At 65.5% G+C, this 25640-nt stretch carries 30 protein-coding genes and 1 tRNA gene; 9 read left to right on the top strand and 22 right to left on the bottom strand.

Annotated elements, in window-relative coordinates:
* Positions 1–2: 2 nt before the first annotated feature.
* On the bottom strand, positions 3–974 hold the full coding sequence (locus AAH991_RS26420) for a hypothetical protein (RefSeq protein WP_346228605.1): 972 nt from the start codon (positions 972–974) through the stop codon (positions 3–5).
* 275 nt (positions 975–1249) lie between these two features.
* Between AAH991_RS26420 and AAH991_RS26425 the strand changes: the two genes are divergently transcribed.
* Entirely contained in the window at positions 1250–1750 is a 501-nt protein-coding gene (locus AAH991_RS26425; RefSeq protein WP_169984110.1) for a SigE family RNA polymerase sigma factor, read from the top strand.
* A gap of 9 nt (positions 1751–1759) precedes the next feature.
* Here AAH991_RS26425 and AAH991_RS26430 read toward each other — a convergent pair whose 3' ends face one another.
* Positions 1760–2491 (bottom strand): thermonuclease family protein, encoded by a 732-nt coding sequence (locus AAH991_RS26430; protein ID WP_346228606.1) that lies wholly within the window; start codon positions 2489–2491, stop codon positions 1760–1762.
* Here AAH991_RS26430 and AAH991_RS26435 point away from each other — a divergent pair.
* Positions 2460–2729, top strand: coding sequence for a hypothetical protein (locus tag AAH991_RS26435; RefSeq protein WP_346228607.1), 270 nt, complete (start codon positions 2460–2462; stop codon positions 2727–2729). The genes AAH991_RS26430 and AAH991_RS26435 overlap by 32 nt on opposite strands.
* Positions 2730–2943: 214 nt before the next feature.
* On the opposite strand, the gene AAH991_RS26440 is transcribed toward AAH991_RS26435, so the two are convergent.
* Entirely contained in the window at positions 2944–3441 is a 498-nt protein-coding gene (locus AAH991_RS26440) for a MarR family winged helix-turn-helix transcriptional regulator (protein WP_346228608.1), read from the bottom strand.
* A 98-nt stretch (positions 3442–3539) separates the two neighbouring features.
* On the opposite strand from AAH991_RS26440, the gene AAH991_RS26445 reads away from it, so the two are divergent.
* Both AAH991_RS26445 and AAH991_RS26450 read left to right on the top strand, forming a co-directional pair.
* A complete protein-coding gene (locus AAH991_RS26445; protein WP_346228609.1) occupies positions 3540–4103 on the top strand; it encodes a YceI family protein in 564 nt (187 codons plus the stop codon).
* Between the two features lie 190 nt (positions 4104–4293).
* Positions 4294–4383, top strand: a tRNA-Ser gene (locus tag AAH991_RS26450).
* Positions 4384–4495: 112 nt separating this feature from the next.
* Here the strand turns inward: AAH991_RS26450 and AAH991_RS26455 are convergent.
* The 8 genes from AAH991_RS26455 to AAH991_RS26490 form a co-directional block, all read right to left on the bottom strand.
* Positions 4496–5845, bottom strand: coding sequence for a tyrosine-type recombinase/integrase (locus AAH991_RS26455; protein WP_346228610.1), 1350 nt, complete (start codon positions 5843–5845; stop codon positions 4496–4498).
* Entirely contained in the window at positions 5845–6021 is a 177-nt protein-coding gene (locus AAH991_RS26460; RefSeq protein WP_346228680.1) for a helix-turn-helix domain-containing protein, read from the bottom strand. The genes AAH991_RS26455 and AAH991_RS26460 overlap by 1 nt, the downstream gene beginning before the upstream one ends.
* Positions 6021–7643 carry a replication initiator gene (locus AAH991_RS26465; RefSeq protein ID WP_346228681.1) on the bottom strand — a complete coding sequence of 541 codons (1623 nt, stop codon included), beginning with the start codon at positions 7641–7643 and terminating at the stop codon, positions 6021–6023. Before AAH991_RS26465 ends, AAH991_RS26460 begins: the two co-directional genes overlap by 1 nt.
* A 41-nt stretch (positions 7644–7684) precedes the next feature.
* Positions 7685–7840, bottom strand: coding sequence for a hypothetical protein (locus AAH991_RS26470; RefSeq protein WP_346228611.1), 156 nt, complete (start codon positions 7838–7840; stop codon positions 7685–7687).
* Positions 7837–9264 carry an FtsK/SpoIIIE domain-containing protein gene (locus AAH991_RS26475; protein ID WP_346228612.1) on the bottom strand — a complete coding sequence of 476 codons (1428 nt, stop codon included), beginning with the start codon at positions 9262–9264 and terminating at the stop codon, positions 7837–7839. The genes AAH991_RS26470 and AAH991_RS26475 overlap by 4 nt, the downstream gene beginning before the upstream one ends.
* Before the next feature lie 86 nt (positions 9265–9350).
* Positions 9351–9653 (bottom strand): hypothetical protein, encoded by a 303-nt coding sequence (locus AAH991_RS26480; protein WP_346228613.1) that lies wholly within the window; start codon positions 9651–9653, stop codon positions 9351–9353.
* Positions 9653–9922, bottom strand: coding sequence for a hypothetical protein (locus tag AAH991_RS26485; protein WP_346228614.1), 270 nt, complete (start codon positions 9920–9922; stop codon positions 9653–9655). The genes AAH991_RS26480 and AAH991_RS26485 overlap by 1 nt, the downstream gene beginning before the upstream one ends.
* The gene (locus tag AAH991_RS26490) at positions 9922–10332 is read right to left on the bottom strand and encodes a plasmid replication, integration and excision activator (RefSeq protein ID WP_346228615.1); all 411 of its coding nucleotides are present in this window, start codon (positions 10330–10332) and stop codon (positions 9922–9924) included. Before AAH991_RS26490 ends, AAH991_RS26485 begins: the two co-directional genes overlap by 1 nt.
* A gap of 370 nt (positions 10333–10702) precedes the next feature.
* On the opposite strand from AAH991_RS26490, the gene AAH991_RS26495 reads away from it, so the two are divergent.
* Together AAH991_RS26495 and AAH991_RS40515 are read left to right on the top strand one after the other, a co-directional pair.
* A complete protein-coding gene (locus AAH991_RS26495) occupies positions 10703–11842 on the top strand; it encodes a GmrSD restriction endonuclease domain-containing protein (RefSeq protein ID WP_346228616.1) in 1140 nt (379 codons plus the stop codon).
* A gap of 13 nt (positions 11843–11855) precedes the next feature.
* Positions 11856–12356, top strand: coding sequence for a HEPN domain-containing protein (locus tag AAH991_RS40515; protein WP_428834032.1), 501 nt, complete (start codon positions 11856–11858; stop codon positions 12354–12356).
* An 18-nt stretch (positions 12357–12374) separates the two neighbouring features.
* Here the strand turns inward: AAH991_RS40515 and AAH991_RS26500 are convergent, their stop codons facing one another.
* The 8 genes from AAH991_RS26500 to AAH991_RS26535 all read right to left on the bottom strand — a co-directional run bounded on the left by AAH991_RS26500 (position 12375) and on the right by AAH991_RS26535 (position 20992).
* Positions 12375–13211: an integrase gene (locus tag AAH991_RS26500; RefSeq protein WP_346228617.1), complete on the bottom strand. Its 837-nt coding sequence runs from the start codon at positions 13209–13211 to the stop codon at positions 12375–12377.
* Positions 13211–14053 (bottom strand): sigma factor-like helix-turn-helix DNA-binding protein, encoded by an 843-nt coding sequence (locus AAH991_RS26505; protein WP_346228618.1) that lies wholly within the window; start codon positions 14051–14053, stop codon positions 13211–13213. Before AAH991_RS26505 ends, AAH991_RS26500 begins: the two co-directional genes overlap by 1 nt.
* Positions 14054–14199: 146 nt before the next feature.
* The gene (locus AAH991_RS26510; RefSeq protein ID WP_346228619.1) at positions 14200–14466 is read right to left on the bottom strand and encodes a hypothetical protein; all 267 of its coding nucleotides are present in this window, start codon (positions 14464–14466) and stop codon (positions 14200–14202) included.
* 5 nt (positions 14467–14471) lie between these two features.
* Positions 14472–14891, bottom strand: a complete 420-nt coding sequence (locus tag AAH991_RS26515; RefSeq protein WP_346228620.1) for an ATP-binding protein — start codon at positions 14889–14891, stop codon at positions 14472–14474.
* Between the two features lie 97 nt (positions 14892–14988).
* Complete coding sequence (locus AAH991_RS26520) at positions 14989–15792, bottom strand: helix-turn-helix domain-containing protein (protein ID WP_346228621.1); 804 nt, start codon at positions 15790–15792, stop codon at positions 14989–14991.
* Between the two features lie 149 nt (positions 15793–15941).
* Positions 15942–17954, bottom strand: coding sequence for an AAA family ATPase (locus tag AAH991_RS26525; RefSeq protein ID WP_346228622.1), 2013 nt, complete (start codon positions 17952–17954; stop codon positions 15942–15944).
* A 496-nt stretch (positions 17955–18450) separates the two neighbouring features.
* On the bottom strand, positions 18451–19179 hold the full coding sequence (locus AAH991_RS26530; protein WP_346228623.1) for a hypothetical protein: 729 nt from the start codon (positions 19177–19179) through the stop codon (positions 18451–18453).
* Between the two features lie 1450 nt (positions 19180–20629).
* Positions 20630–20992: a tyrosine-type recombinase/integrase gene (locus tag AAH991_RS26535; protein ID WP_346228624.1), complete on the bottom strand. Its 363-nt coding sequence runs from the start codon at positions 20990–20992 to the stop codon at positions 20630–20632.
* 382 nt (positions 20993–21374) lie between these two features.
* Between AAH991_RS26535 and AAH991_RS40520 the strand changes: the two genes are divergently transcribed.
* Complete coding sequence (locus AAH991_RS40520; protein WP_428834033.1) at positions 21375–21746, top strand: DUF7674 family protein; 372 nt, start codon at positions 21375–21377, stop codon at positions 21744–21746.
* Positions 21747–22119: 373 nt separating this feature from the next.
* Here the strand turns inward: AAH991_RS40520 and AAH991_RS26540 are convergent, their stop codons facing one another.
* Together AAH991_RS26540 and AAH991_RS26545 are read right to left on the bottom strand one after the other, a co-directional pair.
* Positions 22120–22770 (bottom strand): HAD family hydrolase, encoded by a 651-nt coding sequence (locus AAH991_RS26540; RefSeq protein WP_346228625.1) that lies wholly within the window; start codon positions 22768–22770, stop codon positions 22120–22122.
* 221 nt (positions 22771–22991) lie between these two features.
* Complete coding sequence (locus tag AAH991_RS26545) at positions 22992–23255, bottom strand: hypothetical protein (protein ID WP_346228626.1); 264 nt, start codon at positions 23253–23255, stop codon at positions 22992–22994.
* Between the two features lie 137 nt (positions 23256–23392).
* Between AAH991_RS26545 and AAH991_RS26550 the strand changes: the two genes are divergently transcribed.
* The gene (locus tag AAH991_RS26550) at positions 23393–24094 is read left to right on the top strand and encodes a hypothetical protein (protein ID WP_346228627.1); all 702 of its coding nucleotides are present in this window, start codon (positions 23393–23395) and stop codon (positions 24092–24094) included.
* Positions 24095–24326: 232 nt separating this feature from the next.
* A complete protein-coding gene (locus tag AAH991_RS26555) occupies positions 24327–24794 on the top strand; it encodes a tetratricopeptide repeat protein (RefSeq protein WP_346228628.1) in 468 nt (155 codons plus the stop codon).
* 205 nt (positions 24795–24999) lie between these two features.
* Here AAH991_RS26555 and AAH991_RS26560 read toward each other — a convergent pair whose 3' ends face one another.
* Complete coding sequence (locus AAH991_RS26560) at positions 25000–25575, bottom strand: TetR/AcrR family transcriptional regulator (protein WP_346228629.1); 576 nt, start codon at positions 25573–25575, stop codon at positions 25000–25002.
* Between the last annotated feature and the right edge of the window lie 65 nt (positions 25576–25640).

Raw genomic sequence — 25640 nt, forward strand, 5'->3', positions numbered from 1 at the left:
GGTCACCCCAATCCGACGCGGGCATTGAAGCAGCCCTTGGTCAAGTCTCCCCCAAGCGCGACATAGGAGGACGCGGCCAGTTCCACGACCCGGCCGCGGGGGGACGTGCCGCATTCCAGGCACCGGTCGCAGAACCGCCCCGTGAGGCACCCGCACGCGACGATCGGCAGCACGTCCGTCCGGCCGTCGCACACGTTGCGTACGCGCAGCAGCGAGCCCATCGCGAGGTACGGCAGGCCGGCGCAGGAGAGACCGGCGTCGTCGCAGCCGCTGTCCTCGCGTTCGAGCATGGGGTAGGCGACACCCTTGGCGACGCCCTCCTCCGCGACGTCCGGGAGATCCGCCCACACCGCCGTGCCCGAGATGCCCGCCTGGCCTCCTCCGTACGCCGGCGGAGACGGGGGCGTGGCCGTGGCCCGGTACGGCGGCTGCGAGGTCGCCGGGAGGTGCGCGAACGTCCCGCCCTGGTCGGACAGCCCGATGGCGTCGAACAGGTAACCCGGCTCCAGCTTGGGGTGCCGCACCCGGATCCGTCCGGAGGAACGGTAGGGAACCACGATGGAGCGTTCCCGGCGGTGTGGACCGCAGTCGAGCTCGACGGTGAGATCACGGCGGCCGTGGACCTCCCGGATCACGCCGGTGATCCGGGTGATGTCGGCCCAGATGCGCTCGGCCACCGTGCCGCCGCGCAGCGCCCGGACGACGACCCTCGCCCCGGCGGGCAGATCGGCGGGCGCCACCGCGCCCCCGCGCCAGGCGGTCGCCCACGGCGCGATGACCAGGCGCCGTTGCTCGCCGCCGGCGGTCTCCAGGATGATCAGGTGCGGGCTCACGTCGAGCAGGTCGCCGCTGACCACGTCGAACGGCGTCGTCTCCTCCGGTGACCGCGGCGCGGGCCCGGGGTCGCGGCCGAGCACCGCCGCCGCCAGCTTCCGCCGTCGCTCTCCGGCCCGGTACGACATCGCCCCTTCCACGTCCTCCAGCCTCACATGCCGGACGGGGATGGAGAGGTGGTTTTCCGGGCGATGGTGGCGTCCGGGTTCAATATTCCTCCTCCCGGTGCAAGGCGTTGCCACCCGCATCGGGCAAACCACTGCCCGGCGGGACGTGTGGCACGGGCGAGCGGGCCGCCACCGGCTTGCCCGGTCTTTGCTCACGCGGGTGCGAAACCTGGATTTCGGTTCAGCCGGATCCGGGAGCGCGGCTGCGATTCTGGCACGAGATGCCTCTCTGGCCGGGTTGGTGATCCCTGATCGTGAACCATGAGGAGTTCCGCACGTACGTCCAGTGTCGCGGGGCGGCCCTGCTCCGTGTGGCGAACCAGTTGACCGGGAACCCCAGCGACGCCGAGGACCTCCTGCAGACCGCCCTCGCCCGTACGTACCTCGCGTGGGACCGCATCCGCGACCGGTCGTCGCTCGACGGCTACGTGCGGCGGGCGATGGTGAACATCAACATCTCCTGGTGGCGGCGGCGCAAGCTGGAGGAATACCCCTCCGACGAGTTGCCCGACGTACCGGTGCAGCAGGACGCGCGGCACCGGTACGACGAGCTGGAGCAGGCGCTCGACCGCCTCCCCGCGCGGCAGCGTACGGCGATCGTGCTGCGCTACTACGAGGACATGACCGAGCCCGAGATCGCCAGGACCCTCGGCATCAGCGTGGGCACGGTCAAGAGCTCGGTCTCGCGGGGCATGGCCAAGCTGCGCGGCGACCTGGTCGTGCCCGACGCGAGCAAGAGCGTGAACTGACGCGTTGCGTCACCTCTCGCAGACCACACCGTCCCCGTCGCGGTCGATGTACCAGTCGTACTCGGGGTCGGTCCCGCGGTAGTACGGGCCGAGTCCGGCGGCGTTCGCCTCTTCGCAGGTGCCGTACCTGGGGTCGGTCGCGCCGCCGGCGTTCGGCGAGGGGCTGGGCGAGGGACTCGGCGAGGAATTGGACGCGGGGCTCGGGGAGGGCCGCACCGCGGCGACCGATCCGGCCGTGCTTCCCGGCGGAATGGGCTCGAGGGAGTACGTCGTGCCGGGCGGGGCCGGTGACGCGTCCACGGGCTCGATCGGCGCCGGAGTCGCCGCGCCGGCTCCCGGCGGGGCCTGGAGGCTGCCGCGCTTGTCGTAGGTGTCGGCGGCCCAGCAGCCCGACCACAGCCCGACCTTGTCGACCTGCGCGCGCACCTGCTCCCAGTACTGCCACTCGGTGTAGCTGTGCTCGGGGAAGGAGTTCACGGTCTGGGCCAGGCCGTTCCTGACCATGTCACCGTTGACGTAGACGCCCTTGGCCGACCACACGTAGATCATGATGCGGTCCTGCTCGGGCACCTGCTCGGCGGCCCGGACGTACGCCGGCTTGCCGGGCGGCAGCAGGGCCTTCAGCCGGGCGGTGGCCTCCGGGGACCAGCAGACGCCCTTGTCGGGGGCCTCCGCCTCCAGCAGACCGATCCGTACGGTTCTGCCGCTCGTGGTGACGACATCCGCGGTGTCGCCGTCCACGATCTTCTTCACCGTCACCTGGACGGCGTCCTTCGGTACGGTCTTCGGCCGTGTCGTCGTGGTCTTCGCGGTCTTCGTCGTCGTGGGCTTCGCCGCCCCGGGGGTGATCGTCCTCGTGACGGTGACCACCGGCTGCGGGACGCTCGAGCTCGTCGCGGCGGGTGTCTGCGTGGGCGTCGGACTCGGGCTCGGGCTCGGGCTCGGGCTCGGGCTCGGGGATGCCGGGGCCGCGGCGTAGGCGGGGGTGGAAGCGGCGACGGGAACCGCGAGGGCCGCGGCGGCGAGGACGGCGAGTGCGTGTGAGGGGAAACGCACGGGCGCTCCATGGGCTCGGGTACGGGGGACTGCGTCGGCTGTCGTGGAGCCGTTTCCTGAATTACGGAGTCCACCAGAAATCGATCGTTTACGCCAGTCCGTCCGGTCAGTTCCCCCGAATCCCGATTCCGACGGGCTCAGCCCGCCTTGGTCCGCGCGGCCCTGCTCGTCTCCCGTACGCCGGCGGTCGCGCAGGGCCGTACGACGTCGCGGATCACCCGCAGCGCCTCCAGGAAGTCGGCGAGCTGGTTTTCGGTCAGCAGCCCGGTGAACCAGGTCTCGATGTCCTCGACGTGCTGGGGGAGCACGGTGCGCAGCCGCTCCGCTCCGGCGGTGCTCAGCACGGCGTACGAGGCACGGCGGTCACTGGCGCAGGCATGCCGTTCGACGAGCCCGTCACGTTCCAGGCGGTCGACCACGCGGGTGATTCCGCTGGTGGACAGCGACGTCTGAGCCGCGAGGTCGCTCATCCGCAGCCGTCGCTGCGGCGAACGGGCCAGCCGGATCAAGGTCTCGAAGTCGACTTCGGAAAGTCCTGCGGCGGCCAGTGTCGGGCTGGTCTTGCTCGACAGCCCGGTGAATACCTCCGCGAACAGGCCCATCGCCGTGAGCCGGGGGTCGTCGAATGGGTCCATGGTCCAAGTCTACGGCACGATAGTTGACGTGAGGAATATTTTTCCGGTAGACATTTGCTGAGTGAGACATCCGCACAGCAACAATCAGGGGAGCAGTCATGAGCATCCGTGAGTGGCAGGGTCTGAAGGTCCCGACGGCCGGCGAGTTCGCGCTGGACAAGGCCCACACGCGCGTCGGCTTCGTCGTCAAGCACATGATGGTCAGCAAGGTCCGCGGTCACTTCGCCGACTACGAGGGCAAGATCGTCATTGCCGAGAACCCGCTGGAGTCGAGCGTCGACGTCGTCATCAAGGCGGGCACGATCGAGACCGGTGCGGCCGACCGTGACGGCCACCTGCGGAGCGACGACTTCCTCGCCGCCGACAAGTTCCCCGAGCTCACCTTCCGCGGCAAGCGGGTCGCCGGCCTGTCGGGCAACGAGTTCACGCTCGTCGGCGACCTCACGATCCGTGACGTGACCAAGGAGGTCGAGCTCAAGGTCGAGTTCAACGGCGCCGCCATCAACCCGTGGGGCCAGGAGATCTTCGGGTTCGGCGCGGAGACCGAGGTCGACCGCGAGGAGTTCGGCCTGACCTGGAACCAGGCCCTGGAGGCCGGGGGCGTCCTCGTCGGCAAGAAGGTCAAGATTGAGATTGAGGGCGAGGCCATCCGCCAGGCGTAGCCTGTGTGGGGCTGTGGCGCGATATCCACACCCTGTGCACAGTCCTTGTCCACACCCTGTGGACAAGGACTGTGCATCGGTCCAATCGCCCCGCCTCATCGGTCCACAGGACTGATCCAACACGGCACCGGCAATCCGCTTTGCCGCCTTGGGCGATCGCCGGTACGCTGTGCTGAGCAACGCGCTACCAGGAGGCTTCGCCTAGTCAGGTCTATGGCGCCGCACTGCTAATGCGGTTTGGGTCTTAAGCCCATCCGGGGTTCAAATCCCCGAGCCTCCGCAGTTCAAAGCCCCTCTCGCTGGCTTCAGCGAGAGGGGCTTTTTGATCTCCACAGGGCCTCTAGTTGCAGTTCTAGTTGCAGTTGTTCTCAGGCTTCGGGTTGCGGGCGCTTTCAGTCCTCGCCCCACAGGGCCGCCCCCATGCGCTCGCTGGCGTCCTTCACCTGCGGACTGGCGACGTGGGTGTAACGCTCCGTGGTCGTTACTCGCGCATGGCCGAGGATCTCTTGCACGACCCGGATGTGGACGCCCTGCTCGACGAGGAGCGTCCCGGCGGTGTGCCGGGCGTCGTGGAGGCGGGCTTCCCTGACCCCGGCCTGGCGGAGGAGCGCCTTCCACATCTTGTAGTCCTCGCTGCGCTCCAACGGCCGGCCCCGCCTCGTCGGGAAGAGAAGGTCGTGATCCTCCCAGAGCTCACCGGCCTCCGCCCTTTCGGCGTCCTGGCGCTTCTTGTGCTCACGCAGGATCGGCAGCAGCTCGGGCGGACACTGGAGGGTCAGCCGACTCCGGCCCTTACGTTGCCGAAAGACGATGCCGCCGCCCGTACGCTTCGGGCACCGGTCCGCGTGGCCGGTGCAGTCCTTCGCGCATGTGCGTGTCGGACAGACGTGGCCGCGCTTCCTGCAGTCCTGTGGACAGCCGGGGTCGTGGTTGTGGACCTTGCACCGCGGCTTGCACGGCCAGCGGTGCCACTCCTTGCCGCACGCGTGCGGGTCGTCGCAGCCGTGCTTCCACGGTGACCGCTGCGCCTGGTACCAGGCTTTGATCACGCCGGTTTCGAGGTCGACGAAGGACCACCGGAGGCCGAGCGCTTCGCCCTGGCGGATGCCGAGGGCCAGAGCCACCGACCAGCGGGCCGCGTTTCGGCGCGACTTGGCCGCCTCCAGGATCTTGCGCGCCTCGTTCCGCGTCAGCGGCTCAAGGTCGGGGTCGGCCGCAACGGGTGCATCCACGAGCGTGGCGACGTTCCTCGTCACCTTGTTCCGGCGTACGGCGATCTTCAGGGCGCGCGACAGGATGCGATGCACCTTGAGGACCGTGCTGGACGAGCGGCCCTGTTCCAGCATCGCCGCGTACGCCTTGTCGAGGTGCTCAGGGGCGAGCCGGTCGAGCCGGTGGCGGCCGAGGAGCGGAATGATCCAGTGGCGAGTCTTGGATCGGTAGTCGTCGAGGGTCCGAGGCGCCATCTTGCCCGACGCCACGAGCCGGTCACAGATGACGTCGAGGTATTCGGTCATCCACTCGGCGACAGTCGGGACCTTGCCCGGCTTGGCGACGTGCCCGGTCTCGCGCTTGCCCTCCAGCTCGCGGACCTTGCGCGTGACCTCTGCCTCCGTCTTCCCCATCCGGTGACGGCGATCAGGGGACCCGTCCGGCTTGATGCCGATGGTGACCCAGCCGTGCCAGTAGCCGTCCTGGCCGAGGTAGATGGACGAGCGCCCGTTCGGTTTGCGGTCGGCCATCACGCCGCCTCGCTTAGACGCCGGGCGAACTCCTGAAGGGCGTCAGCCGGGACGAGGCGGTACCCGTCGTACTTGACCGAGCGAAGCTCACCGCTTTTGATCAGCCGGAAGACCGCCGTACGGCTCATGCCGAGGACGACCGCCGCGTCTTTGGGCCGGTAGAAGAGTCTGTCCATCACGCTGCCCTCCCTTCAGTTGCCGAAAAATCTTGTCCGTTTGCCTCGGCCTGGAGCCGGTCGAGGTGATTGCGCCAGCGCTGGCGTTCGTGGACCGAGCGCAGGAGTCGTACGCCGATCGGGGCCAGGTCCGGGTCACCGGGCTTGACGGGTCGCCAGATGTAGCGGTGTGGGTCGACCGGCTCGTCTTCGACGCCGAGGGCTTCCAGGACCCAGGTACGGCGGTCCTGCTTGTGCTCGGTGAGGGTCTTGTTGGACCACTTCCGGGAGACGAGGACGCGGCGGCCCGCATAGCCGAGGTGGTCGGGCTTGTGCGCCTTGCCCTTGCATCGGCCCGGGGCCATGCCGGGCTTGGCGCCCTTGGGTTGCACGCCGTAGCGCAGCCAGTTCGGGCACGTCGGCGCGCACGGCTCGAACCGCAACGCCTCCAGCAGCCTCTCCGCGTGAGCCTTCCGGCGAGGGTCGTCGGTGCCGAGGGCGTCGCCGAGGGACTTGGTCAGGTACTTGGACAGGTACTGGATGAGCTGGTCGGCGTCCGGGGTCCCGGCGAGGACGCTCTGGATGTCGAGCTGGTCGCCGAAGCGGAGCACGTGCAGGGGTTCGGCGTCCTCGTCGGCGTCGAGGGCGTCGAGGGCCTGTTCCCAGGTCGGCAGCACTTCCCCCGTGGTCGGGTCGAGGTAGCCGGCCCCGTCCTCCCAGACCGGCAGGTGGTCGCCCTCGAACCGCACTTCGTCGGTCGAGGGCCACCACACTTGGTGGTAGGTCGCGGCGATGATCTGCCGCAGTTCCGCACGGGGTAGGGTGCCGCGGATCGCCATGTGCAGGTGCGGGGCGAGCCGCTTCTGTGGTTCGACGGTGGCGAAGTACTGCACGTCATATCCGGCGACGCGGCGGAGGTTCTGCACGAACCGGTCGACGAGCTTGGAGAAGTGCAGCGCGTCGCGGGCCGCCCGCGCGTAGTCGTAGCGGTCGGGGTCGAGGGGCGCTCCCTCCAGCACCCGCCCGTACGACGGGAGCGTGAGGGTGACGAACATCGAGGGCCGGTAGGTCTTGTCGTCCGAGCCGGTGAAGGTCCGCCCGAGCGTGGTCTTGGTCATCTGCCGCTTGGGCAGGTCCGGGGCGTCCTGCCGCCGCTTGGTCGAGCGGGAGCGCTTGCCGGAGGTGCGGCCGAGGACGTTGCCGCGCATCCCGGCCCGGTTGATCTCCTCGTTCAGGTCCTCGATCGCGGCGTCCAGGTCGGTGGTGTCGCCGCCGGCCTTTTCGACCTCGTCCCGCCATGCCTGGGCGTCGGCTCGCAGCTCGACGAGGTGACGCTGATACTCGTCGGCGTTGTCCGGGAGGTTCACGGGTTCGTGGTCGAGGTGCCAGCCCTCCCGGCACTGGGCGCGACGGAGTTGCCGGTTGCGCTTGGCACAGGGCGGGCACTTGCTCTCCAAGGTGGCCCCGCACGGCACGTCGATGACCTCAACCTGACCGGTGAGGATGTCCTGCCGCCGCAGCGGAACCGGCCGGATGCACACCCCGTACTGCTTGGCGATCTCCTCGACCACGTCCCGCGCGAGCGGTTGAGCCATCCGCACGGCGCGCGGCGTGGACCGGTCGTTTAGCCGAGCGGGGGACATCGGCTGGTCTCCCCCGCTCTGGTGGGCGTCGGTGAGGTCGATCAACTGTCCTCCTCTGCGGTATCGGGGATGGTGAGGGCGGTCTGGCCGCATTCACGGCACTCGACCAGGCCGCGCAGGGGGTCGAGCCACAGGACGTTGAGCGCGCCGCAGACCGAGCAGCGCAGCCCGTCGAGGAAGTGCGCCAGGCCGTTCATGCGGCCTCGCTTCGACTGCCGTACTCAGCGACCATCGCCCGGATATCGGCGTCGGAGACGTAGGCCGCCCGAACCCGGACAGGCTCGGGGGAGGTCTCCAGTCGGACGTAGCCGATGCCCGCGCCGAGTGCGGGGACGGGTGAGATGTGGTCGGCGAGTGCTCCTCGGTCGCGTGCGCCGTCGCCGAGGACCATGTCCACCTGTTCGCTCTCGTCGAGCCGGAGGGCGATCTTGTCGGGGAACAGGTTGCGGATGTTCACGACCTCCTTGCGCGGGTCCTGAAGCGCGGCCATGACCCCGATGCCGACCGCCCGGCCCTGCGTAGTGAGCGTGGCCAGGGCCGCCGTGATCCGCTGACGAAGGCCCTTGTCCGACTGGTAGGCGGTCAGGAACGCCACTTCATCCACGAGCACCAGGACGAACGGGTCATCGACGGTCGGCGTGTGCGAGCGCTGCAGGCCGGCGAACCGGTCGGCCCGCTCCTGCATCACGCACACGGCCTCGTCGAGCAGGTCGGCGCACTCCTTCGGATCGGCCGCATACCTCGCACCGAACAGCGCCCGTCCGAAGGACAGTTCCATCCGCTTGGGGTCGAGCGCCCAGACCTGCACCAGCCCGACCCTCATCGCGGGGAGGAGGCCGCGGATGGTCGACCACAGCCATGAGCCCTTACCGGCCCCGGTCGCGCCCGCGATCAGAACGTGCGTGCCGTGGACCTTGAGCCGGTACGGCGTGCCGTCCTCACATTGGCCGACCTCCACCGGCCCGACCGTCGACGACTCCGGAACCGGGACGGCGGGCAGGGGTTCGGCGAGGGGATCACGCCGGGGGAAGGTGAGGACGAGCCGCCCGGCCTTGGCGACGGCGACGCGGCAGGAGGTGGAGCCGAAGCCATGGGCCAGGTGCTCGGTGCGGTCGGCCCAGTCCTTGACGGCCTGCCCAGACAGCATGCGCACGGTGACGCGGTCGGCCCAGCCATCGCACTCGACCCGGAGCAGGCGGGGCAGGTAGTCGCGGCCCTGGAGGTGACGGCCGAGCCCGGACACGATCATCACCGGTTGCCAGTGCCGCCGGTAGATCCAGAACCGGCGCCAGAAGGCCAGCAGCCGCCAGCCGATCCAGCGGGCGAACGATGCCCGGTCGGCCAGCACCCAGCCGAACAGCAGCGAGCCGGGGATGGTGACGGCGGCGACCGCCGTGGGCCAGCCGTACCGGACCCAGATCACGCCGGGGACGGCGAGCACCGCCACCGCGACCGGATGGACGAGAAGGGTACGGACGAGCCCGGCGACCAGGCGGCCGAGGAAGACCAGGATCGTGAGGATCGCCGGGGTCTGGACGACGGCCGGTTTGAACACGACCGCCGTGTCTGGAGTGGTGGACACGAGGTTACGGACCTCGCCACCGGGAAGGCGCTTGAGCATAAGCTGAACTCCTCTCTTGTGATGCGCAGTCAGGGAGAGACCGAGGGGCCGCCGGAAGTTGCCGCTTCCAGCGGCCCCGCTTCGTGTCAGGCCGCCGACTCCATGGCCTGGGCGTGCTCGGCGTGCAGGCGCTCGCAGTCGGCCAGGTACCGCGCGGCGGCGTTGAAGATCTCCCGCGCCATGTCCAGGTCTTCGGAAGTAACCGGCCCGGCCCCGGTCGTCGAGACCGTCACGTCCGCCTCGTCGGACTCCAGGACCAGGTACGGCCGCCCGGACTCCAGCACCCGAGCACGCGCCCGAGTGATCGAGGCGTAGAACGAGATCCCGATACGGGGACGCTGGCCGGGGTCGATCGACATCGACACGTGGGTGTAGGGACCGTGCGCCATCACGCCACCCCGCGACCGTTGGCCAGGCCGTGAAACCGCCGCTCGACCGACCGGGCGAACGAGGCCGCCTCACGAGCGAGCTGCCGGGCGAACTCGACATCGGCCGGGCTGACCTGGTCGCTGTCCGAGGTGCTCAGTAGCACCGAGGTCGTACCGAAGTCCAGCGCCAGCACCGGCGTCCGGGCCGGGTACGGCATCGTCTTGGCCGAGGCCCCGCCCCCGGTGTTGAGGCTGATCACAACCGAGGGCCGCACCGTCCGCCGCCCCATCACGCCGCGTCCTTCGCAGCGTTGCCCGTCTTGCCGGCCCCGGTGCGTGGAGCCCGCATCACCCGAGCCGATATCGAGTAGGCCAGCCGCCCCGTCGCCTGATGGACGTACGGCTTGACCTCCAGCCCGTCGAACTCGGCCGGGGCGAGCGGCACACCCGGCAGCGACGGCGGGATGACCGGCTGAACCTCGGCGAGGATCTTCACGGTCACCGTCTTCTGCGCGGCCTTGAGCGAGGGGTCGGCGTCCATCACCGGGACCTGCCAGACCGGAAGACCAGTCAGCTTGTCCTTGGCCTGGGTGTCCCGCTTGGCGTCGAAGTCCTTCGCCGCGGTCACCTCGCCCACGACGTAGCAGCCGTGCGGGAACAGCAGCTCGAAGCTGATCGGGATGGGTCCTTGCAGTGCCATCGTTCACCACCTCCTTGTCCACCCCCCTAGACGGCGACGGTCGGTCCGCAACGGAAACTGTCTAGGGGGCTATGCGGAAGACAGTAGCCTGCATCTACCCAGCTGTCTAGGGGGGTAGACGTAGTACACAAATATTCATGGCAGCGTCCGGTCATCTTCGATCGCTATGCGAGTCGACCGTAAGGCAAGGCTGTCAGACCCACGTGGGCCAACCACGTGCCGAGCTTCCTTAGCGGCACTCTGTTCACTTGCCGCATGCGTCTCGAGCCGCAGAACGACCACGCCATGGACCGTCAAATCCCGAACAAACTTAGCCATAGCTACTACGCTGGCGTCGCTAGATGCGGCCGGGCCGTAAGGAGTAGCAGGCATGACTGACAACGGGCAAGATCAACTTGACTTTGACGTAGAGTCCGGGGAACCCGTCGAGCTTGACCAGGAGGATGTTGAGAGCCTCCAAGAGGCCGATCCGGAACCTGCTCGAGTTTCCTATACCGGCTCTGACTTCGACGCTGAAGGGCTTGTGAGGCGGCTAAAGAGGGGTGACATCGTTATTCCAACTTTCGGTCACCCTGAGGATCCGCCAATAGAGACAGCGCGCTTCCAAAGAGATTTTGTCTGGCGCAGGCCTCAGATGGATCGATTTATTGAGTCGCTGCTGCTTGGCTATCCAATTCCCGGAATTTTCTTGGTGCAGCAGGTGGACCGGAGATACCTGGTGCTGGACGGACAACAGCGACTCCGCACACTCGCTGCCTTCTATGAAGGACTCCACGAGAAGCGCGAGTTTGCTCTTCGTAACGTCGCCACCAAGTTCCAGGGCCTCACGTACCGCACTCTTACCCCTGAGGTGCGCCGAACACTGGATAATACGTTCATCCAGGCAACCATTGTGCAGACGGATGGCTCAACAGATTCCCTGGACGCCGTGTATCAGGTGTTCGAACGCCTCAACTCCGGCGGTACACAACTGACGCCACATGAGATCAGGGTCGCCTTGTACGCGGGTGATTTCATCGATCTTCTCACAGAATTGAATGCCGATCCGAACTGGCGAAACTTGTATGGCAGAAAGTCTCCTCGTTTGAGGGACCAAGAAGTTATCCTGCGAATAATCGCGCTGTATACCTCGCCAGGAACGTATAAGCGTCCTCTGAAAAAATTCCTCAACGACTTCGTGGGCCAGAACAGGGATCTGGAGTCCCTCTCCGCCGAACTCGTTGAGACACGTTTCCGGCTGGCGGCTCAGCTCATCAATGAGGGAGCCGGCCCGCGAGCTCTCCGCCGACAGTCGGCTCAGATCAATACCGCACTGACTGAGGCGATCTTCGTTGGTCTCATTAGGAGACTTGATGCAGACGCATCCGTGACTGCAGCGGACGTTGGGCAAGCCATCGAGCGGCTCCTTGGTAACAAGCGCCTGGAGCCCGCTATCTCCCGGGCTACGGCGGACGAAGAAAGCGTGCGAACGAGGCTGGCCGTGACTACTCAGGCCTTCGCCGCAATATAGGAGGCGCCATATAATGGCTAATCGGTGGCCTCCATGGGAAGTCACCAGCCTTAAAGTAGGCTTGGAATCCCTTAGTAACTTGGTTGAGAAACCTGCGGATCATAACCTGTCCGATGAAGTTCATGGCTGGTTATGTCGCCTTCTAGTCGTCCGTTCCTGCGGGTATCTAGAGCAGGCGACTATAGAAGTTTGCCGTAGTTACCTCGATGGTAAATCCGGTGGCCTAGTCAAGTCGTTCGCGAAATCCTGGCTCGATAAAAGTAGGAACCCTACCCCGGACAACCTCCAGCAGCTAGTTGGGCGTTTTGATAATGGCCTCGGTGAAGAGTTCCAAGAGTTCCTCGGCCAAGATGATCAGCGAGTATATCGAGAAATTTTCTTTCTTGTTGATCGTCGCAATAAAATTGCCCACGGCCTCAGTGAGAGTGTTGGCCACAAGAAGGCTATCCAGTTGAAATGTGTCGTATATGAGGTTGTTGATTGGTTTGTACTTCGGTTAAATCCCAATAGGTAACGTGGGCTCTGCCTAATATCAGAGAGCCTCTCTATTGAGGAACGAAATCCAGGATGCGGTGGCATCATCAGCCGGCTTGCTCCGTGGCCAGCGTTCGCCGTGCGGATCCGTGCGCTCGGCTTCGCGGACCTGGCGGATCAGCTCAGCCGGACCGTCCTGCGTAAGGACCTCGAGGAGCTGTCGCCAGGTCATGAGGCGGTAGCGGCTGACGGCGTCGGCGGCCCCGTCGGTGAGCAGGGCCGCGGCGTGTACCTGGTCGGTGGGGATGGTGCCGGTGAGGGCTTGGTCGGCGGCGAGGGGGTCGGTGGAGGCGACCCAGAAGCCGCCGTCGCGGTTGCGGTATTGGCCGAGGGTTTCGACGTACTCGCGGCGGGCTTCGGCGTGTTCGGGTGTGCCGCCGGTCAGGCTGTCGAGCCGTGCGCGGTGGGGTGCGGCGACCTGTTCGAGCCGGTCGTCGCAGATCACGATCGGGTCAGGTGTGTCGGTGTCGAGGATGAGGGTGCTGTCGCCGAGGACGAGCCAGTCGAGGTGGTCGGCGGTTTGGCGGAGCATGATGACGGTGGCGGAGGGGGAGCCGCCGTGGGTCAGGTCGCAGGTGTAGTCGTGCAGTGAGGTGACGTGCTTGATGCCCTGGGCGAGGAGTTCGGGCAGGGGGCCGGTGCTTTGGGTCATCTCGGCGAGCAGGGTGGAGCCGAGGGTGTGGGAGTACCAGCGCACGCTGTGGGAGCAGGTCGAGGTGATGCCCGGGGGGATGCTGGCGCCGTCGAGGAGGACGACGGCGTCGGCGGTGGCGGCGATGAAGTCTTCGTTGGGCCGGTCGGGGTAGGCGGGTTGGCTGGCGAAGGCGACGCGCATCAGGTGTCCTCGTGCCGGTAGAGCGGGCTGGCCAGTTCCGCCCGCACTGGTTCCCCGGTTTGCGGGTCGTATTCGACGCCGACTACGCAGGAGAAGCGGCGGTCGCCGACCTGCCCCCACAAGGTGGCGATCTCGCTGGCGAGTAGGTGGATGACGCCGAGGGAGCCGTTGGGGTGGATACCGGCGATGGCCAGGAACGAGCCGTTGCCGTCCGGGCGGGGCAGTCGGCCGAGGAAGGCCGAGTCGGTGGGCTGCTGAGGGTCGAGCTGGGAGCCGGAGCGGTACTCGCGCCCGGTGCGGGTGTCGAGGAGCTTCCAGCCGGTGTCGTCGCGGTCCCAGCGGATGACCGGGTCGGCGTCGTACGCCTGGCGCATGGCGTCGGACATGCGGGGGCCGCAGATGACGAGCAGGCCGGGCCGGTTGAGGTCGATCTGCCCGTCGATGGTGACGTTGTCGGTTGCGACGGTCAGGCCGAAGGTCCGGGCGAGGTCTTCCAGGCGCTTGCCGGCGCGCATGTCGTCCAGGGCGACCATGGAGCGGCCGGTCGCTGCGTCGTGCCGTAGCGGGGTCACGACGGTGACGGTTCCGACGCCGAGGAACGCGCCTTCGGGGGCGGGGCCGGTGTGGCGGATCTGGTGGATACGCCCGCGGGACAGCCCGGCCTTCTCGGCGATCTGCGCATACGACATGCCCCGGGCGTGAAGTTCCTGGATGATGCGGCGGCGGAGCCGGGCCAGTTCGGTGACTTCTTGCTGGGCGGCGTTGAGTCGTTCGGTGGCGACCCGGAGCAGCAGGTAGGGATCGTCGATCGCGGCGATTTTGTCCAGGTCGCTCGGTGGCACGGTTCCTCCTCGGTGGTGCGCTCCCGAGTCTAGGCCCCTAGACGAAATGCCGTCTATCCCTCTTGACAGTACGGTTTTGAGGGGTTTGCCGCTCTTTGGGTCCACGGCCCGGATCGCTGAGCGCCGGTTGGGGACACCGCGCGGGCTCACCGCGTCATTCCCGTCAGCAGGGCCGCCCAGACCTCACGCGCGCGGGCGAGGGGCCAGTGGTGGGTCTCGCGGATCTCGGGTGCGTCCTCGTTTTGGAGGGTGCGCCGAATGAACCCCTGCCCGCCCGCCTGGCACAACTCATAGACCATGGCGAGGCAGTCGCAGGTCCAGGCGAGCACGCGCACCCGCGCTCCGTCCGAGGGTTCGAACCATTCCAGCTTCTTGCACCCGGGTTGCCGGCGATCGGGGACGTGTGGGCTCACGCAGGTCATGACCGGGACGTCGCCTGTGCGGCGGCTGCAATCGGGTCGACCTTGAGCAGCGCCCAGACGGTACGGCCGGCCTGGCTGCCGTACACGCCCCAGTTGTCGGCCAGGGAGGCGACCAGCAACAAGCCGCGGCCGCCCTCGTCCTCACTGGGCCGTACGAGCCGGGGAAGGCTGGGGCCGCCTTCGTCGGTGACGCCGAGCCAGATCTGATCGGGTTCGGCCTGGATGCTGACGGTGAACTTGCCGCCGAACCGGGCCGAGGCGGTGTGCCGGACGGCGTTGGTCGCCAGTTCGCTCACGATGAGCTCGGCCGACTCGACGACATGCCAGTTGCCGAGGGTGGCGGTGATGAAGCGGCGGGCTTCGGTGACCGAGGCGGGACGGCCGAGGAAGTGCCGGGACAGGCGCCATGGGGGCATGGGACACGCTCCGTCGTATAGGGGGCTAGACATGCCTACGATCAGGAGCGTATGACCAACGTTAGAAGGTTCTCAAGGAATACGACGCATAAATGCGTCAGTCGTCGAGCTGCTTCGCCAGCTCCCGGAAGTCCGAAGCGATCTCACTCAGCAGCGCCCGCAGGTCGTCCCCGTACACGGCCGCACCCGCGAACGCCTCGAACGCCTCTTCATGAGCGCCGATCTCGGCCGCCTCCGTCAGCGTGAGATCACCGGTCAGGCTCTCCACCACACTCACGGACCCATCGAAGACGGTGAACCCGTGGAGTGGGAAGGCCGGAGCCTCTGTCCTCCACGGCACGACGCCGAGCCGGACATGCGGAAGTGTCGACACCTGAGCCAACCGGTCGAGCTGGGCCAGCATTAGCGAGGGCGACCCTGGCCAGGTACGCACCGCACTCTCGGTCAGCACGAAGGCGAACCGCCGGCTCTCCTCGAACAGCAAGGCTTGAGCATCCACGCGCACCGCGGCGGCTTTGGCCGCCTCGTCCTCATCCACATCCCGGCCGATGGAGACCGCGAGCCGCGCATACTCCGCCGTCTGCAACAGAGCCGGGATCATTGCCGAGGAGAAGACCGCCAGCCACTTGGACGACCGAACCCTCGCAGCATTCGCCGCCTCCCGGCCAGCCAACCCACTCTTCAGCTGGGACACCTCCTCACGCAGCCGTAAGAGCAGCGTGTCCAACTCCCGCCGCGCGTCCTGGCCGAGGTCGAGGGCTACAGCCACCCGCTCAACTGTCTCCGGCGTCGGCAGCAGCCGCCCCGTCTCCATCCGCGAAATCGTCGGCTGCGCCACCCCGGCCCGCTGTGCCAAGTCCTTACCAGTCAGCCCCGCATCCTTGCGCAGCCGCCGCAGCAACTCTCCTAAGGCGCGTAGCCGATCCCGACGATTATCCACCCGGACGTTCTATCATGACACGCTTCAGCCATATCTCACAGCCGCACTACTGGATGCTCTGACAGCGCACGCTGCGGCAATTCGGGATCACAGGCCGTAGGTAATTCCGGTCAGACGGGTCGTATCAGTTTAGTTCTTGGCGGCACAGAGACTAAAGAGTGGGGTAGGCCCTTCAGCATGGCGCGGAGATCAAGTTCCTCCTCGCTTGTAGCGAAAATTATCTGCGCCCCAGAGGCTCCATCGGTAGCTGCCCTATTTAGCAGTGCCGCGAAGCTCAGTCGGTTCGTCTCTTGCTGACGGGGCTCATCGAACACCAGTAGGCGCGCATGGTTGGTGTTGTACCGCATGCTAGCTTCAAGGAAAGCTAAGAGATACGCCCAGATGACCCGAATCATGTCGCTTGCGGATAAGTCGAAACCCAGGTCAAAGCCTTCATGTGTAGGACGATACGTTTCCCGGGACACCTCAATTGACTGAGGAGGTAGGGAATGGAAATGATATCTTCTTAGCTGATCCACGAGAGAGGCCTCTAGGAAGTCGACCTTCTCGGTATCCGACGATGAGCGCGGCCTGTTGACAAGTGCTCGAAGAGATTCCCGGTTGGTCGCCCAGGCCGCCGCTCTAGATCGCAGTTCTGCTGTTGTATCGGCGATATCGTCGCGTATCTTGGTTAGAGTCTCGATACGCTCGGAAAGCCGAAGTTTCTCCGTAATGGCCGCGACGGAAGGCTGCGAATTAGCGGATGTAAGGGAATCTTTCAGGGCCCGGATACGCCTTCTGATCTCCGAACTCTGCGAGCGCAATCTGTCGAGTTTGGTCTCTTGTACGTCGATCAGTCGATACAAATCGTCCCTGATAGCTCGAAAAGTTCGAAGTTCTTGCTCGATAAACCTTATGTTCTCCTCAGGCGACATCGGGTGATGGGTCACTTCGAAGCCGTCCGGCAAGCTCTGCTGGCACGTGGGGCAAACTGAATCTCCAGCTATCACCGCAGCGTGTCTCGATCCCAACCGCCGAAGCAGAGCGGCATCTCTATGGCGCTGAAGATCTTCCTCCAAAGAGGACACCCTGAGTTCAATACTGTCTCTTCGTCCTGTCGCGTCCCCTAATTCCTGAAGGGCGTCCGCGGTAAGTGCAGTAAGCGCAGTTAATTCTTCCTGGCTCTGAGTGAGCTGTATTTCGAGCTCAGGCGCGTCCTCTCCAACGCTAGGTACTTCATCTTCTAGGGACTCGTAGGCGGACGACAAGGAATCAATCTCCTGCTCAAGGCTCAGCCAAGCGCCGGAGTTGTGGACTACAGCTTCCGCAGCCACCTCTGAGATGTTCGCGGACGGCCTCGTAGGAAGCCCACGAATGACTACTGAAGAAGCCTTTGCGAGAGCCGTTAAGTCGCTAACAACTTGCTTCCATTCGCTCTCCATGATGCCGGCAGCGGATTCCAATCTTTGGCGCTGCAGAACCGCTTGGTACTCCTCTAGAGCCAGGATGAACTCTGCTGCACGTCGGCTTACGTCACGAATCATAAAGTACGTTGGTATTCTCGCCTGCACACCTGACCAACCGTGCTTCTGCTCCACGAAAAAGAATGGAAACAAACATTCTAGATAGAGCGGCACTTCGCTGCCGTCCATCCTCGCGACCTGAGGGAGATTCCAACCGATGAACCGTGCTAATTCGTAGTGAAACCCGCTCTCCCTCTGAGCAGCGCCGGGGCGGCGAACGAAGAAGTCGCGTCCTGTAGAGGGCATGCGTTCAGTGAGTACTGGCCCGCCAAATGTTTCGATAAGAGCGGAATCTCTGTCGGCGCTTTTTACGGCGCGTCTCACCGTCATGATCTCGGCATTGGCGTTCTCAATCTCTAAAGCGACCCAAGACTCTCGTACGCGATACTCTTGCCCCTCTACCTCAATAGTGTCCGTCATTGCATGAGGCAAAGGTATGTCACGCTTTGCGCTGAGCATTCCTTCAAGCCCAAGTGCGTATATGATCGCTTGCAAGCACGTAGACTTGCCGCTTGAGTTATCTGCGCGCAGGACATTGAGGCCATCTGTGAAAGAGATTTCGGTACCGCATACGGGCCCATCGGTGAATACCTGGATCCGCAGGTGGCGGAGTCTAAGCATACGTCACCAGTCCATGATTTCGCGTATAGCCTTCTGGGATATTTTGTTGGGAAGCCTGCTTAAGAAGGCCTTTTCTTGTTGCATCACCTCGGAGTTCGCCCAGATGCTACGGGCTAAGGCCACACCGGAGTCACTGAGCGATATTGTCTGGTTTTCATTCCGTTCGACAAGCCCGGCAGACACTGCAATCGCTATCGTGCGGGTTAGTGATGGATCATAGCGAACCGCGAAATCGTCGGGAGATTTTCGTCGCTCAAACCATCGCACAAGAATCTCCTGAGATCCTTTAGATCTTAGCGCCCAGGATAGTAAATAGATCTGTTCCATATTAGCCGTGTTTCCGCGGCATCGCGCTAGAATAAGCACCAGTGCGGACAGGCGCCATCCGTGGCGCAGGTCACCGGGGATCGGGTCAGGCCTACGCGCAAAAGCGACTGGTGATTCTAGGCTTCCGAAAATGTCCGCGAGATCGTCCGGGCTAAGCATAACTGTGCCTCTAGGAGGTAGGCGAAGGGAAGCTAAGTGGACACCGCATAAGCCAGTCCGCAATGGAGGCCCAAGCAATTACAGTCCTCAATCTTCCGTCGAGCGCTGGCACATCCCTTCCCAGTTCCGCATCGATCTCTTTTGCAATCTGGGCTAGGTTGCCGAATTCAACCGAATCGCTAGGATACTCCAATACTAGAAGCTGTTCTTTGTGGTTCCTGTAGCGACTGGTGAACTCCCAGTTCTCCGGATACTTACTACGCATGCGTTCGAGTGCGTTCTCTCCGTCAACGTACTGTCTAATCAGACTCTCAATAACTTTCAGGCGACGCGGTTCGTCAGCTACAAGGTCCCTGAGTTTGGTATCAGCGGTTGCGACCAACTGTTCGTTCGCTTCAATCCAGGCTTGGACCTGTTCTGGCGACGAGGTCTCTACATCAATAAGTGTCCTGGGTTGCTGTAAGACCTGTTCGCGAGTATCAGCATATGCATCTTCATCCAAGACGACTATGTGGAAGTCGGGATCTAAATGTGGGAGATGCTTGTCGCGATATTCCTGCGTTTTGTCTGAAGCGTGCTGAATAAGCTCATAAGAGTCAAAAAATGGTACAAAAAAGACGTAAGTCTTAATTCTTACATGACCCAAAAGGCGGAGAAACTTTTCTTGCCGATCTTCAAGCTTTGCGAGGTCACGCGTCAACTTGTCGCGCTGCTTTTCGTAGCGGTCCTTGACAGGCACGGGCTCCTGTACTGCGTAGCATTGAAAGGCGCATCCATCATAGGTGAAGGCTTCAATGCCTAGGTCACCTCTGTGTCGCGCAGGGACGACCTGAACCTGATGTGCGCCGTATCGTCGCCGAATAAGTAGAATGCACCAACTCTCCCAGTCTTCGCCGAGCCAACTTGTCGCACTCGCCACTTCGGTTTTACTCCTCCGAAAGGTCGCTTGAATCTAACTCTTGCTTGTACTGTCCGCTATGAGATCACCATACGTGGGTAGTGTAAAATTTCAACGGTATAAGTTGCCAAACCGCCGCGTTCCGGTGCTCCACAGCGGCGACGATGAAGTCGTATGGGCATGCTGATCGACGGCCGCCTTGGCTCCTCTGCTCACAAATGAGCAGCTCAGCTGCCGAATTGTGCTTTTAAGGATCAAGGGCGGCGCTGCGCCGCCGCCTCGCGGCCCTGCGCCCGCTCGGCGGCCGGGCTTGCGGCCTGGGGGCCGGTCCCGGCCGCCGGCGGCTCGGGCCGACACAGGACACCTCGAGCGGTCGCGCTCTGCCGCGTGATTCCACTGCGCTAACAAGTTGGGCAATCCGGATCGCCACACGGTTCTGTACGCCCACGCGGCATCCGTACGGGTGTAGGGCTTACGAACTCGTTGCGCTTGGACTGCGCCCGAGGTTGGGTTGCTGGAGTGATGACCACTGCATCCGGGATTGCGCGTCGGGGGCGAGGCCTTGCGGTCCCTCCGCTGCTTCCTCTCGCGGCTATCTGGTCCCAGCCCTCTCCCTCGGTTGTGATGGCGAAGCGGTTCCTTGCATGCAGCTGGGCCATAGCCTGCGTCAATCCCTGCTCGAGAACTTAGCCAGACGCTGTTGTATCGCTCCAAGCAGCGAGATCGTTTCGCCTCCGGCGGGGGCCTCCAGCTCCGGGATGCCGCCCGAGCTGGAGAGCACGGGCCGCAATGGCTGAGGTAGGAGCCCGCGCATCCCGTCTGCCATCGACCCAGGCAGAGCCCAGCAGACCGGCTCCTCCGGTTCAAGCCCGTCTGTGACCCTTGGCGTCCAATGGCTGCGGAACGGCGACCGGCTAAGGTACACGCAAAGACGGGCTTGCCCCTCCGTCGCCGGCCCGCTGCCGCTTCGCGGTGGGTCGACGGCATACGGGATGCGCGGAGGGCGAGGCGTGCGCGTCCGCGCAGGTCACTAGCCCGCTCTAGTTGCAGTTTTAGTTGCAGTTCCCCTTCGTACCAAGCCGTTCCAGGAGGACCGCCGTGCGGTGTTGGTCCAGGTGGAACGGATCGGGACGGTCGAGAGCCGAGCTGCTAATGCGGTTTGGGTCTTAAGCCCATCCGGGGTTCAAATCCCCGAGCCTCCGCAGTTCAAAGCCCCTCTCGCCGGTCTTCGGCGAGAGGGGCTTTTTGATCTCCAGGGGGTCTCTAGTTGCAGTTGCCTTCAGCCCCTTGTTTAGTCCTCGCCCCACAGGGCCGCCCCCATGCGCTCGCTGGCGTCCTTCACCTGGGGACTGGCGATGTGGGTGTAACGCTCTGTCGTCGTGACGCGGGCGTGGCCGAGGATCTCCTGCACGACCCGGATGTGGACGCCCTGCTCGACGAGGAGTGTCCCGGCCGTATGCCGCGCGTCGTGGAGGCGGGCCTCCCTGACCCCGGCCTGGCGGAGGAGCGCCTTACACATCTTGTAGTCCTCGCTGCGCTCCATCGGCCGGCCCCGGCGGGTGGGGAAGAGAAGGTCGTGATCCTCCCAGAGCTCACCGGCCTCCGCCCGTTCGGCGTCCTGGCGCTTCTTGTGCTCGCGCAGGATCGGAAGCAACTCCGGCGGACACTGGAGGGTCAGCCGACTCCGGCCCTTGCGTTGCCGAAAGACGATGCCGCCGCCCGTACGCTGCGGGCAGCGGTCGGCGTGCCCGGTGCAGCCCTTCGCGCACGTCCGCGGCGCGGCGCGCCGCCGCACTGCGGCCCGTCGCCCGCCTGCCGGCCGGGCATGCGGCCTGGGGGCCGGTCCCGGCCGGCAGCGGCTCGGGCCGTGCGCCACCCCGCAGCACACGCCGTGATCCAGCGCACCCGTCGACCACAGCGCCGCGCCGCTGCACTCCGCTCTTCGCGGCGCCTCATACTTCGCATGGTCCCCGTCATGCCTTGCCCCTGCCTGGACACGGACCTCACGTACGCAGAATGCTCAGAACATGGAGCCAATGACGTACGAGGATGTGGTGGACCGCCTCGTGCAGGACGTTCCGGAGTTCGCTCCGGTTTGGCGGGAGCATGTAGCCGATAACGGAGAGGTCCTACCGCACGTGCTGTTTTGGCACGTCACAACGCTCGTCCTTGGCGCGCATGAGCGAGGAGACCAAAAGCTCGTCGGGCGTTGCCTCGGCTTCCTTGAGCGTGCTCTTCAGTCGACAGACGTCCGCGTGCGGGAACTGGTTGGAGCTTCCTTCGTGTACAGCGTTGGCCCGTGGGATCCGGCTGTTCGTGACTTCATCGGGACGTGGCCTCCGCTTCTGCGAGAGCAGGCAGCTCGTGATGGCTGGCAGGCAACGGAAGCGCGTAACAAATCCCGCTGAAGAGTGCATGCCTCCGGCGGGGGACTCCGGTTCCGGGATGGCGCCGAGCTGGAGAGCACGGGCCGTAGATGGCTGAGGTAGGAGCCGCGCATCCCTCCGGCCATCGACCCAGGCGGAGCCCGGCAGACCGGCTCCTCCGGCTCAAGCCCGTCTTTGGCCCTTGGCGTCCAATGGCCGAGGAACGGCGACGGCTTCAGGTACACGCGAAGACGGGCTTGCCCCTCCGTCGCCGGCACGCTGCCGCTTCGCGGTGGGTCGACATCCCCGAGCCCCCGCAGTTCAAAGCCCCCTCTCGCCGGTCTTCGGCGAGGGGGGCTTTTTGATCTCCACAGGGCCTCTGGTTGCAGTTGCCCCACCGCTCCGTCACCGGGGTCTATCCGCCGGACGCGAATGCCAGGATGTCGTCCACCGCGTCGCGCAGCCTTTTGAAGTGACGGTGCGCTCCGTCCACGGCGACAGGCGTGTTGACGTTCCACACGGTCATTGCGGCCCTCAGCCCGGCCTGTACGCCGGAAGGAGCGTCCTCGACGACAAGGCAGTGCTCCGGCGGGACACCGAATCGCCGGGCGGCCAGCAGGTAGGGGTCGGGTGATGGTTTGCCCCGCTCGACCGCGGCCGCGTCCACGATCACCTCCGGTATGGGTAGCCGGGTGCGGAGGAAACGCCCGCGGACCCTATGGGCGTAGTTCGAGGTGACCAGTGCCCATGCTCCGGTGGGAAGTCCGTGCAGAAGCCTGGACGCCCCGTCGAAGGCCGTGTAGGCGCCGGAACGCACGTCCTCGTCCTCCAACGCGTGCAGTGCCATCAGGCAGGTGTGGGGATCCAGGTCTGGTGCGACAGCGGCGAAGGTCTCCACCGGCCGGGTCCGCAGCGCCACGCGGTAGACCTCCTCGGGGTCCAGCGCATGTTGCACCGCCCACGTTGCCCAGACGCGACGCTGGTTGTCCAACGCATCGATCAGCGTGCCGTCGACGTCGAAGAAGACGCATCTCGCGGGTCGCGGAGGCCGGGAGGCAGCGGACACATCCTGATCATCCCAGTCGCTCCGTGACTCGCGTGATGAGCCGACCTCCGAATATCAGCGACGACGCGGCAACCGGCTCCGATGTGCTGCCGGCCCGGCGCCCGCTCGGCGACCGGGCGTTCGGCCTGGGGGTCGCTCCCGGCCGGAGGCAGCTCCAGCCGCCTGCTCACCAGGCAGTACCCCGTACAGTGCCTGGCCGCTCCGCTTGTTCCGGCGCCGGCCTACGAGACGCCTGGATCCGTGTCGGCTACCTGCCCCTCCAGAGGCTCCGGCTTGCTCGCCTGATACCGAAGCCAGCCGATCACGCTGCTCAGTAGCACGACAAGCTGGATAGCCGAGAAAATCCATATGTGCAGGAGAGGCCATGGCCGCTCGTTGCCATTGACCACGAGCACGAAGTAACTGCCCGCGGCCATCCACCCGATATTGATGAGAGCAAGCCCGCGCCCCGCTCTGTACCAGATCGAGCGTCGGTACTGTTTCATGCCTGGAACTATCCCATCGACGAACCAACCTCAACAGACAGATCGATCCCGGGGGCTGTAGGGCTGCGCGCAACCGCTCGATTCGATGCGGAGTTCTGACTTCTGCTGCCCCGGCAGCCGCGCAATAGCATCCGGGCATGGACACGCCGCCAGATCTCGATCACGCGTTGGACGCTCTCTACGCGGCCTTCTCCCGATATCCGCTGCCGGTCAAGACCGAGGTGTGTGACCACTGCGTGTCCGACGAAGAGGTTCGCGCGACGCGCGCAGCACCCCTCCGCATGCTCACCGCGTCCGCGCTGCAGCCGTACGCCTGGAACGGCCTGTACACATGGGGAGACGTCGAGGAGTTCAAGCACTACCTGCCCCGGCTGCTGGAACTGCTCATCCTGGAAGAGCTCGACGAGGTACATGCCAGTGGCTTGATGCTGCGGCTCGGGGTCAGGTGGCGTACCTGGATGAAGACCGAGCAGGAAGCCGTCATCGGCACCGTCCGCGCATGGTGGCGGCACACCCTGAACCACTATCCGCGAGACGTCGACGTCATGATGATGATCGAAATCGTCGCCGACAGCCTGGAGCTGGATCTGGCTCCCTACCTGGCCGAGTGGGAGTCGAACACCACCGAGGCGGCGGCCCGCCACATGGCGTGGTTCATGCATTACTTCACTGTCAGCGTCGCCCGAAGCGACGAGTGGTACACGCTCCTGGACGATTGGATCAGGGGAACGGCACCCGCGGCGATCCTGGAGCGCGCGTTCTTCTCCGCCGGCTCACCGGAAGTGGCCCAGGACCTCTCCGACGCACTCGAGACCCACCGCATCTGGAGCCGGCGCTGAACCGTGATCCAAAGCGCGTCCCGCGGGGATGCTCCAGCCCGGCGCCGAGCCGAAGAGCGCGGGTCGCAAGGGGCTGAGGGAGGAGCCGCGCAGCCCTGCTGCCGTCGGCCCGGGTCGGTCAGACGAGTCCTCCGCCTCAAGCCCGTCGGTGAGCGTCGGCGTCACGAAGCTCGATCTTCAAGCCGTCGGGCGAATAGGCTGAACGCGGTTGCCGGCGATGGTGAAGGAGCCAATGATGACCACCGACCCGACGCTGACCCGGATCGGCCAGGGGGTGGAGCTGCATCACCATCGAGGCCAGCGCGAAGCCGCTCGCGACCTGTTCGCCCAGATTTGGGATGACATCGGCGGCGAGCAAGGTGACCCGCTGCATGTGTGCGTTCTCGCGCACTCGATGGCCGATGTGCAGGACGACGTGGACCAGGAGCTGATGTGGGATCTGCGCGCGCTTGCCGCCGCCGATCGGGTCACCGATGAGGCGGTGGCGCAGGCTGGGGTGCCGCTTCCCGTGACGGGCCTGTACCCGTCGTTGCACCTGAACTTGAGCGAGTGCTATCGCAAGCTGGGCGATCTCGATCGCGCCCGTGAGCATCTGCGGCAGGCTCGAGCCGGGATCGGCGCGCTTGGCGACGACGATTACGGGCGGCTCATCAAGGGTGGCCTGGAGCGGCTGGCCGAGCAGTTGGGTGAGGCCGTCTGAAGGCAGAACCCGGCGGCGGCCGGGCGATCCCTGCGCCGGCACGCTCGGCATCGAGGCACCGCCCGGCCTGACCGATCGACATGGAGCCGACGGCCCGGCGCCGCAGCGAGCTAAGGCATACAGCGAGCGAAGGCACACAGCGAGCGAAGGCACACAGCGAGCGAAGGCCGCAGACGGCCGAGGCGGGAGTCCTGTCGTGGCTCGTTCAGTGCGGGGTCGGTTCGACGTCCTGAGCAAGGCCGGCGAGGAGCCGCCGCAGGCCGTACTCGAAGGTGTCGTCGGGCGTGATGGCGGCGAACCGCGGGGAGAGCCCTGCCAGCGTGGGATGGACCTCGGGTGAGATCTCGGGGGGCTCCGACACCGGCAGGCATTCGGCGAGGACCGACCCTGCGGCGTAGTTCAGCAGTGACTGGTAAGCGGTCGGGATGGCGGTGGGCGGGAAGCCCGCCTCGCGGAGTACGGCGAGCAGGGCCTCGGTCAGGCGAAGGGCGTTCGGACCGACGGCGGGACGGGTGGCCAGGATCGGCACCGCCCGATGGTGCCGGATGTAGGCGGCCCGGATATCGCGGATGACCGTGGCCACACGCTCGGCCCACGGGCCCTCCGGTGCGGGCGGCGGCACCTCGCCGATGAGGGTGTCCAGGACGAGGTCGAGGAGCCGGTCCTTGTTCTGCACATGCCAGTAGAGGGTCATCGGGCCGGCGTCGAGGCGGGTGGCCAGGCGGCGCAGGCTGAACGACTCCAGCCCTTCCTCGTCGATGAGCGCGATTGCGGCGGCCACGACCTCCTCCGTGGACAGGGGCGGATGTCCGCGCCCGCGCCGCGAGGGCGCGTCCTGGCGGGGTG

It is taken from the genome of Microbispora sp. ZYX-F-249 (assembly GCF_039649665.1).
In the GTDB taxonomy this organism is placed as follows: Bacteria; Actinomycetota; Actinomycetes; order Streptosporangiales; family Streptosporangiaceae; genus Microbispora; species Microbispora maris.

Coding starts and splice junctions, on each gene's coding strand:
- AAH991_RS26440 (WP_346228608.1), bottom strand. CDS start 3,441: ATGGACCCATTCGACGACCCCCGGCTCACGGCGATGGGCCTGTTCGCG.
- AAH991_RS26445 (WP_346228609.1), top strand. CDS start 3,540: ATGAGCATCCGTGAGTGGCAGGGTCTGAAGGTCCCGACGGCCGGCGAG.
- AAH991_RS26455 (WP_346228610.1), bottom strand. CDS start 5,845: ATGGCCGACCGCAAACCGAACGGGCGCTCGTCCATCTACCTCGGCCAG.
- AAH991_RS26460 (WP_346228680.1), bottom strand. CDS start 6,021: ATGGACAGACTCTTCTACCGGCCCAAAGACGCGGCGGTCGTCCTCGGC.
- AAH991_RS26465 (WP_346228681.1), bottom strand. CDS start 7,643: ATGTCCCCCGCTCGGCTAAACGACCGGTCCACGCCGCGCGCCGTGCGG.
- AAH991_RS26470 (WP_346228611.1), bottom strand. CDS start 7,840: ATGAACGGCCTGGCGCACTTCCTCGACGGGCTGCGCTGCTCGGTCTGC.
- AAH991_RS26475 (WP_346228612.1), bottom strand. CDS start 9,264: ATGCTCAAGCGCCTTCCCGGTGGCGAGGTCCGTAACCTCGTGTCCACC.
- AAH991_RS26480 (WP_346228613.1), bottom strand. CDS start 9,653: ATGGCGCACGGTCCCTACACCCACGTGTCGATGTCGATCGACCCCGGC.
- AAH991_RS26485 (WP_346228614.1), bottom strand. CDS start 9,922: ATGGGGCGGCGGACGGTGCGGCCCTCGGTTGTGATCAGCCTCAACACC.
- AAH991_RS26490 (WP_346228615.1), bottom strand. CDS start 10,332: ATGGCACTGCAAGGACCCATCCCGATCAGCTTCGAGCTGCTGTTCCCG.
- AAH991_RS26495 (WP_346228616.1), top strand. CDS start 10,703: ATGACTGACAACGGGCAAGATCAACTTGACTTTGACGTAGAGTCCGGG.
- AAH991_RS40515 (WP_428834032.1), top strand. CDS start 11,856: ATGGCTAATCGGTGGCCTCCATGGGAAGTCACCAGCCTTAAAGTAGGC.
- AAH991_RS26500 (WP_346228617.1), bottom strand. CDS start 13,211: ATGCGCGTCGCCTTCGCCAGCCAACCCGCCTACCCCGACCGGCCCAAC.
- AAH991_RS26515 (WP_346228620.1), bottom strand. CDS start 14,891: ATGCCCCCATGGCGCCTGTCCCGGCACTTCCTCGGCCGTCCCGCCTCG.
- AAH991_RS26525 (WP_346228622.1), bottom strand. CDS start 17,954: ATGCTTAGACTCCGCCACCTGCGGATCCAGGTATTCACCGATGGGCCC.
- AAH991_RS40520 (WP_428834033.1), top strand. CDS start 21,375: ATGACGTACGAGGATGTGGTGGACCGCCTCGTGCAGGACGTTCCGGAG.
- AAH991_RS26545 (WP_346228626.1), bottom strand. CDS start 23,255: ATGAAACAGTACCGACGCTCGATCTGGTACAGAGCGGGGCGCGGGCTT.
- AAH991_RS26550 (WP_346228627.1), top strand. CDS start 23,393: ATGGACACGCCGCCAGATCTCGATCACGCGTTGGACGCTCTCTACGCG.
- AAH991_RS26555 (WP_346228628.1), top strand. CDS start 24,327: ATGATGACCACCGACCCGACGCTGACCCGGATCGGCCAGGGGGTGGAG.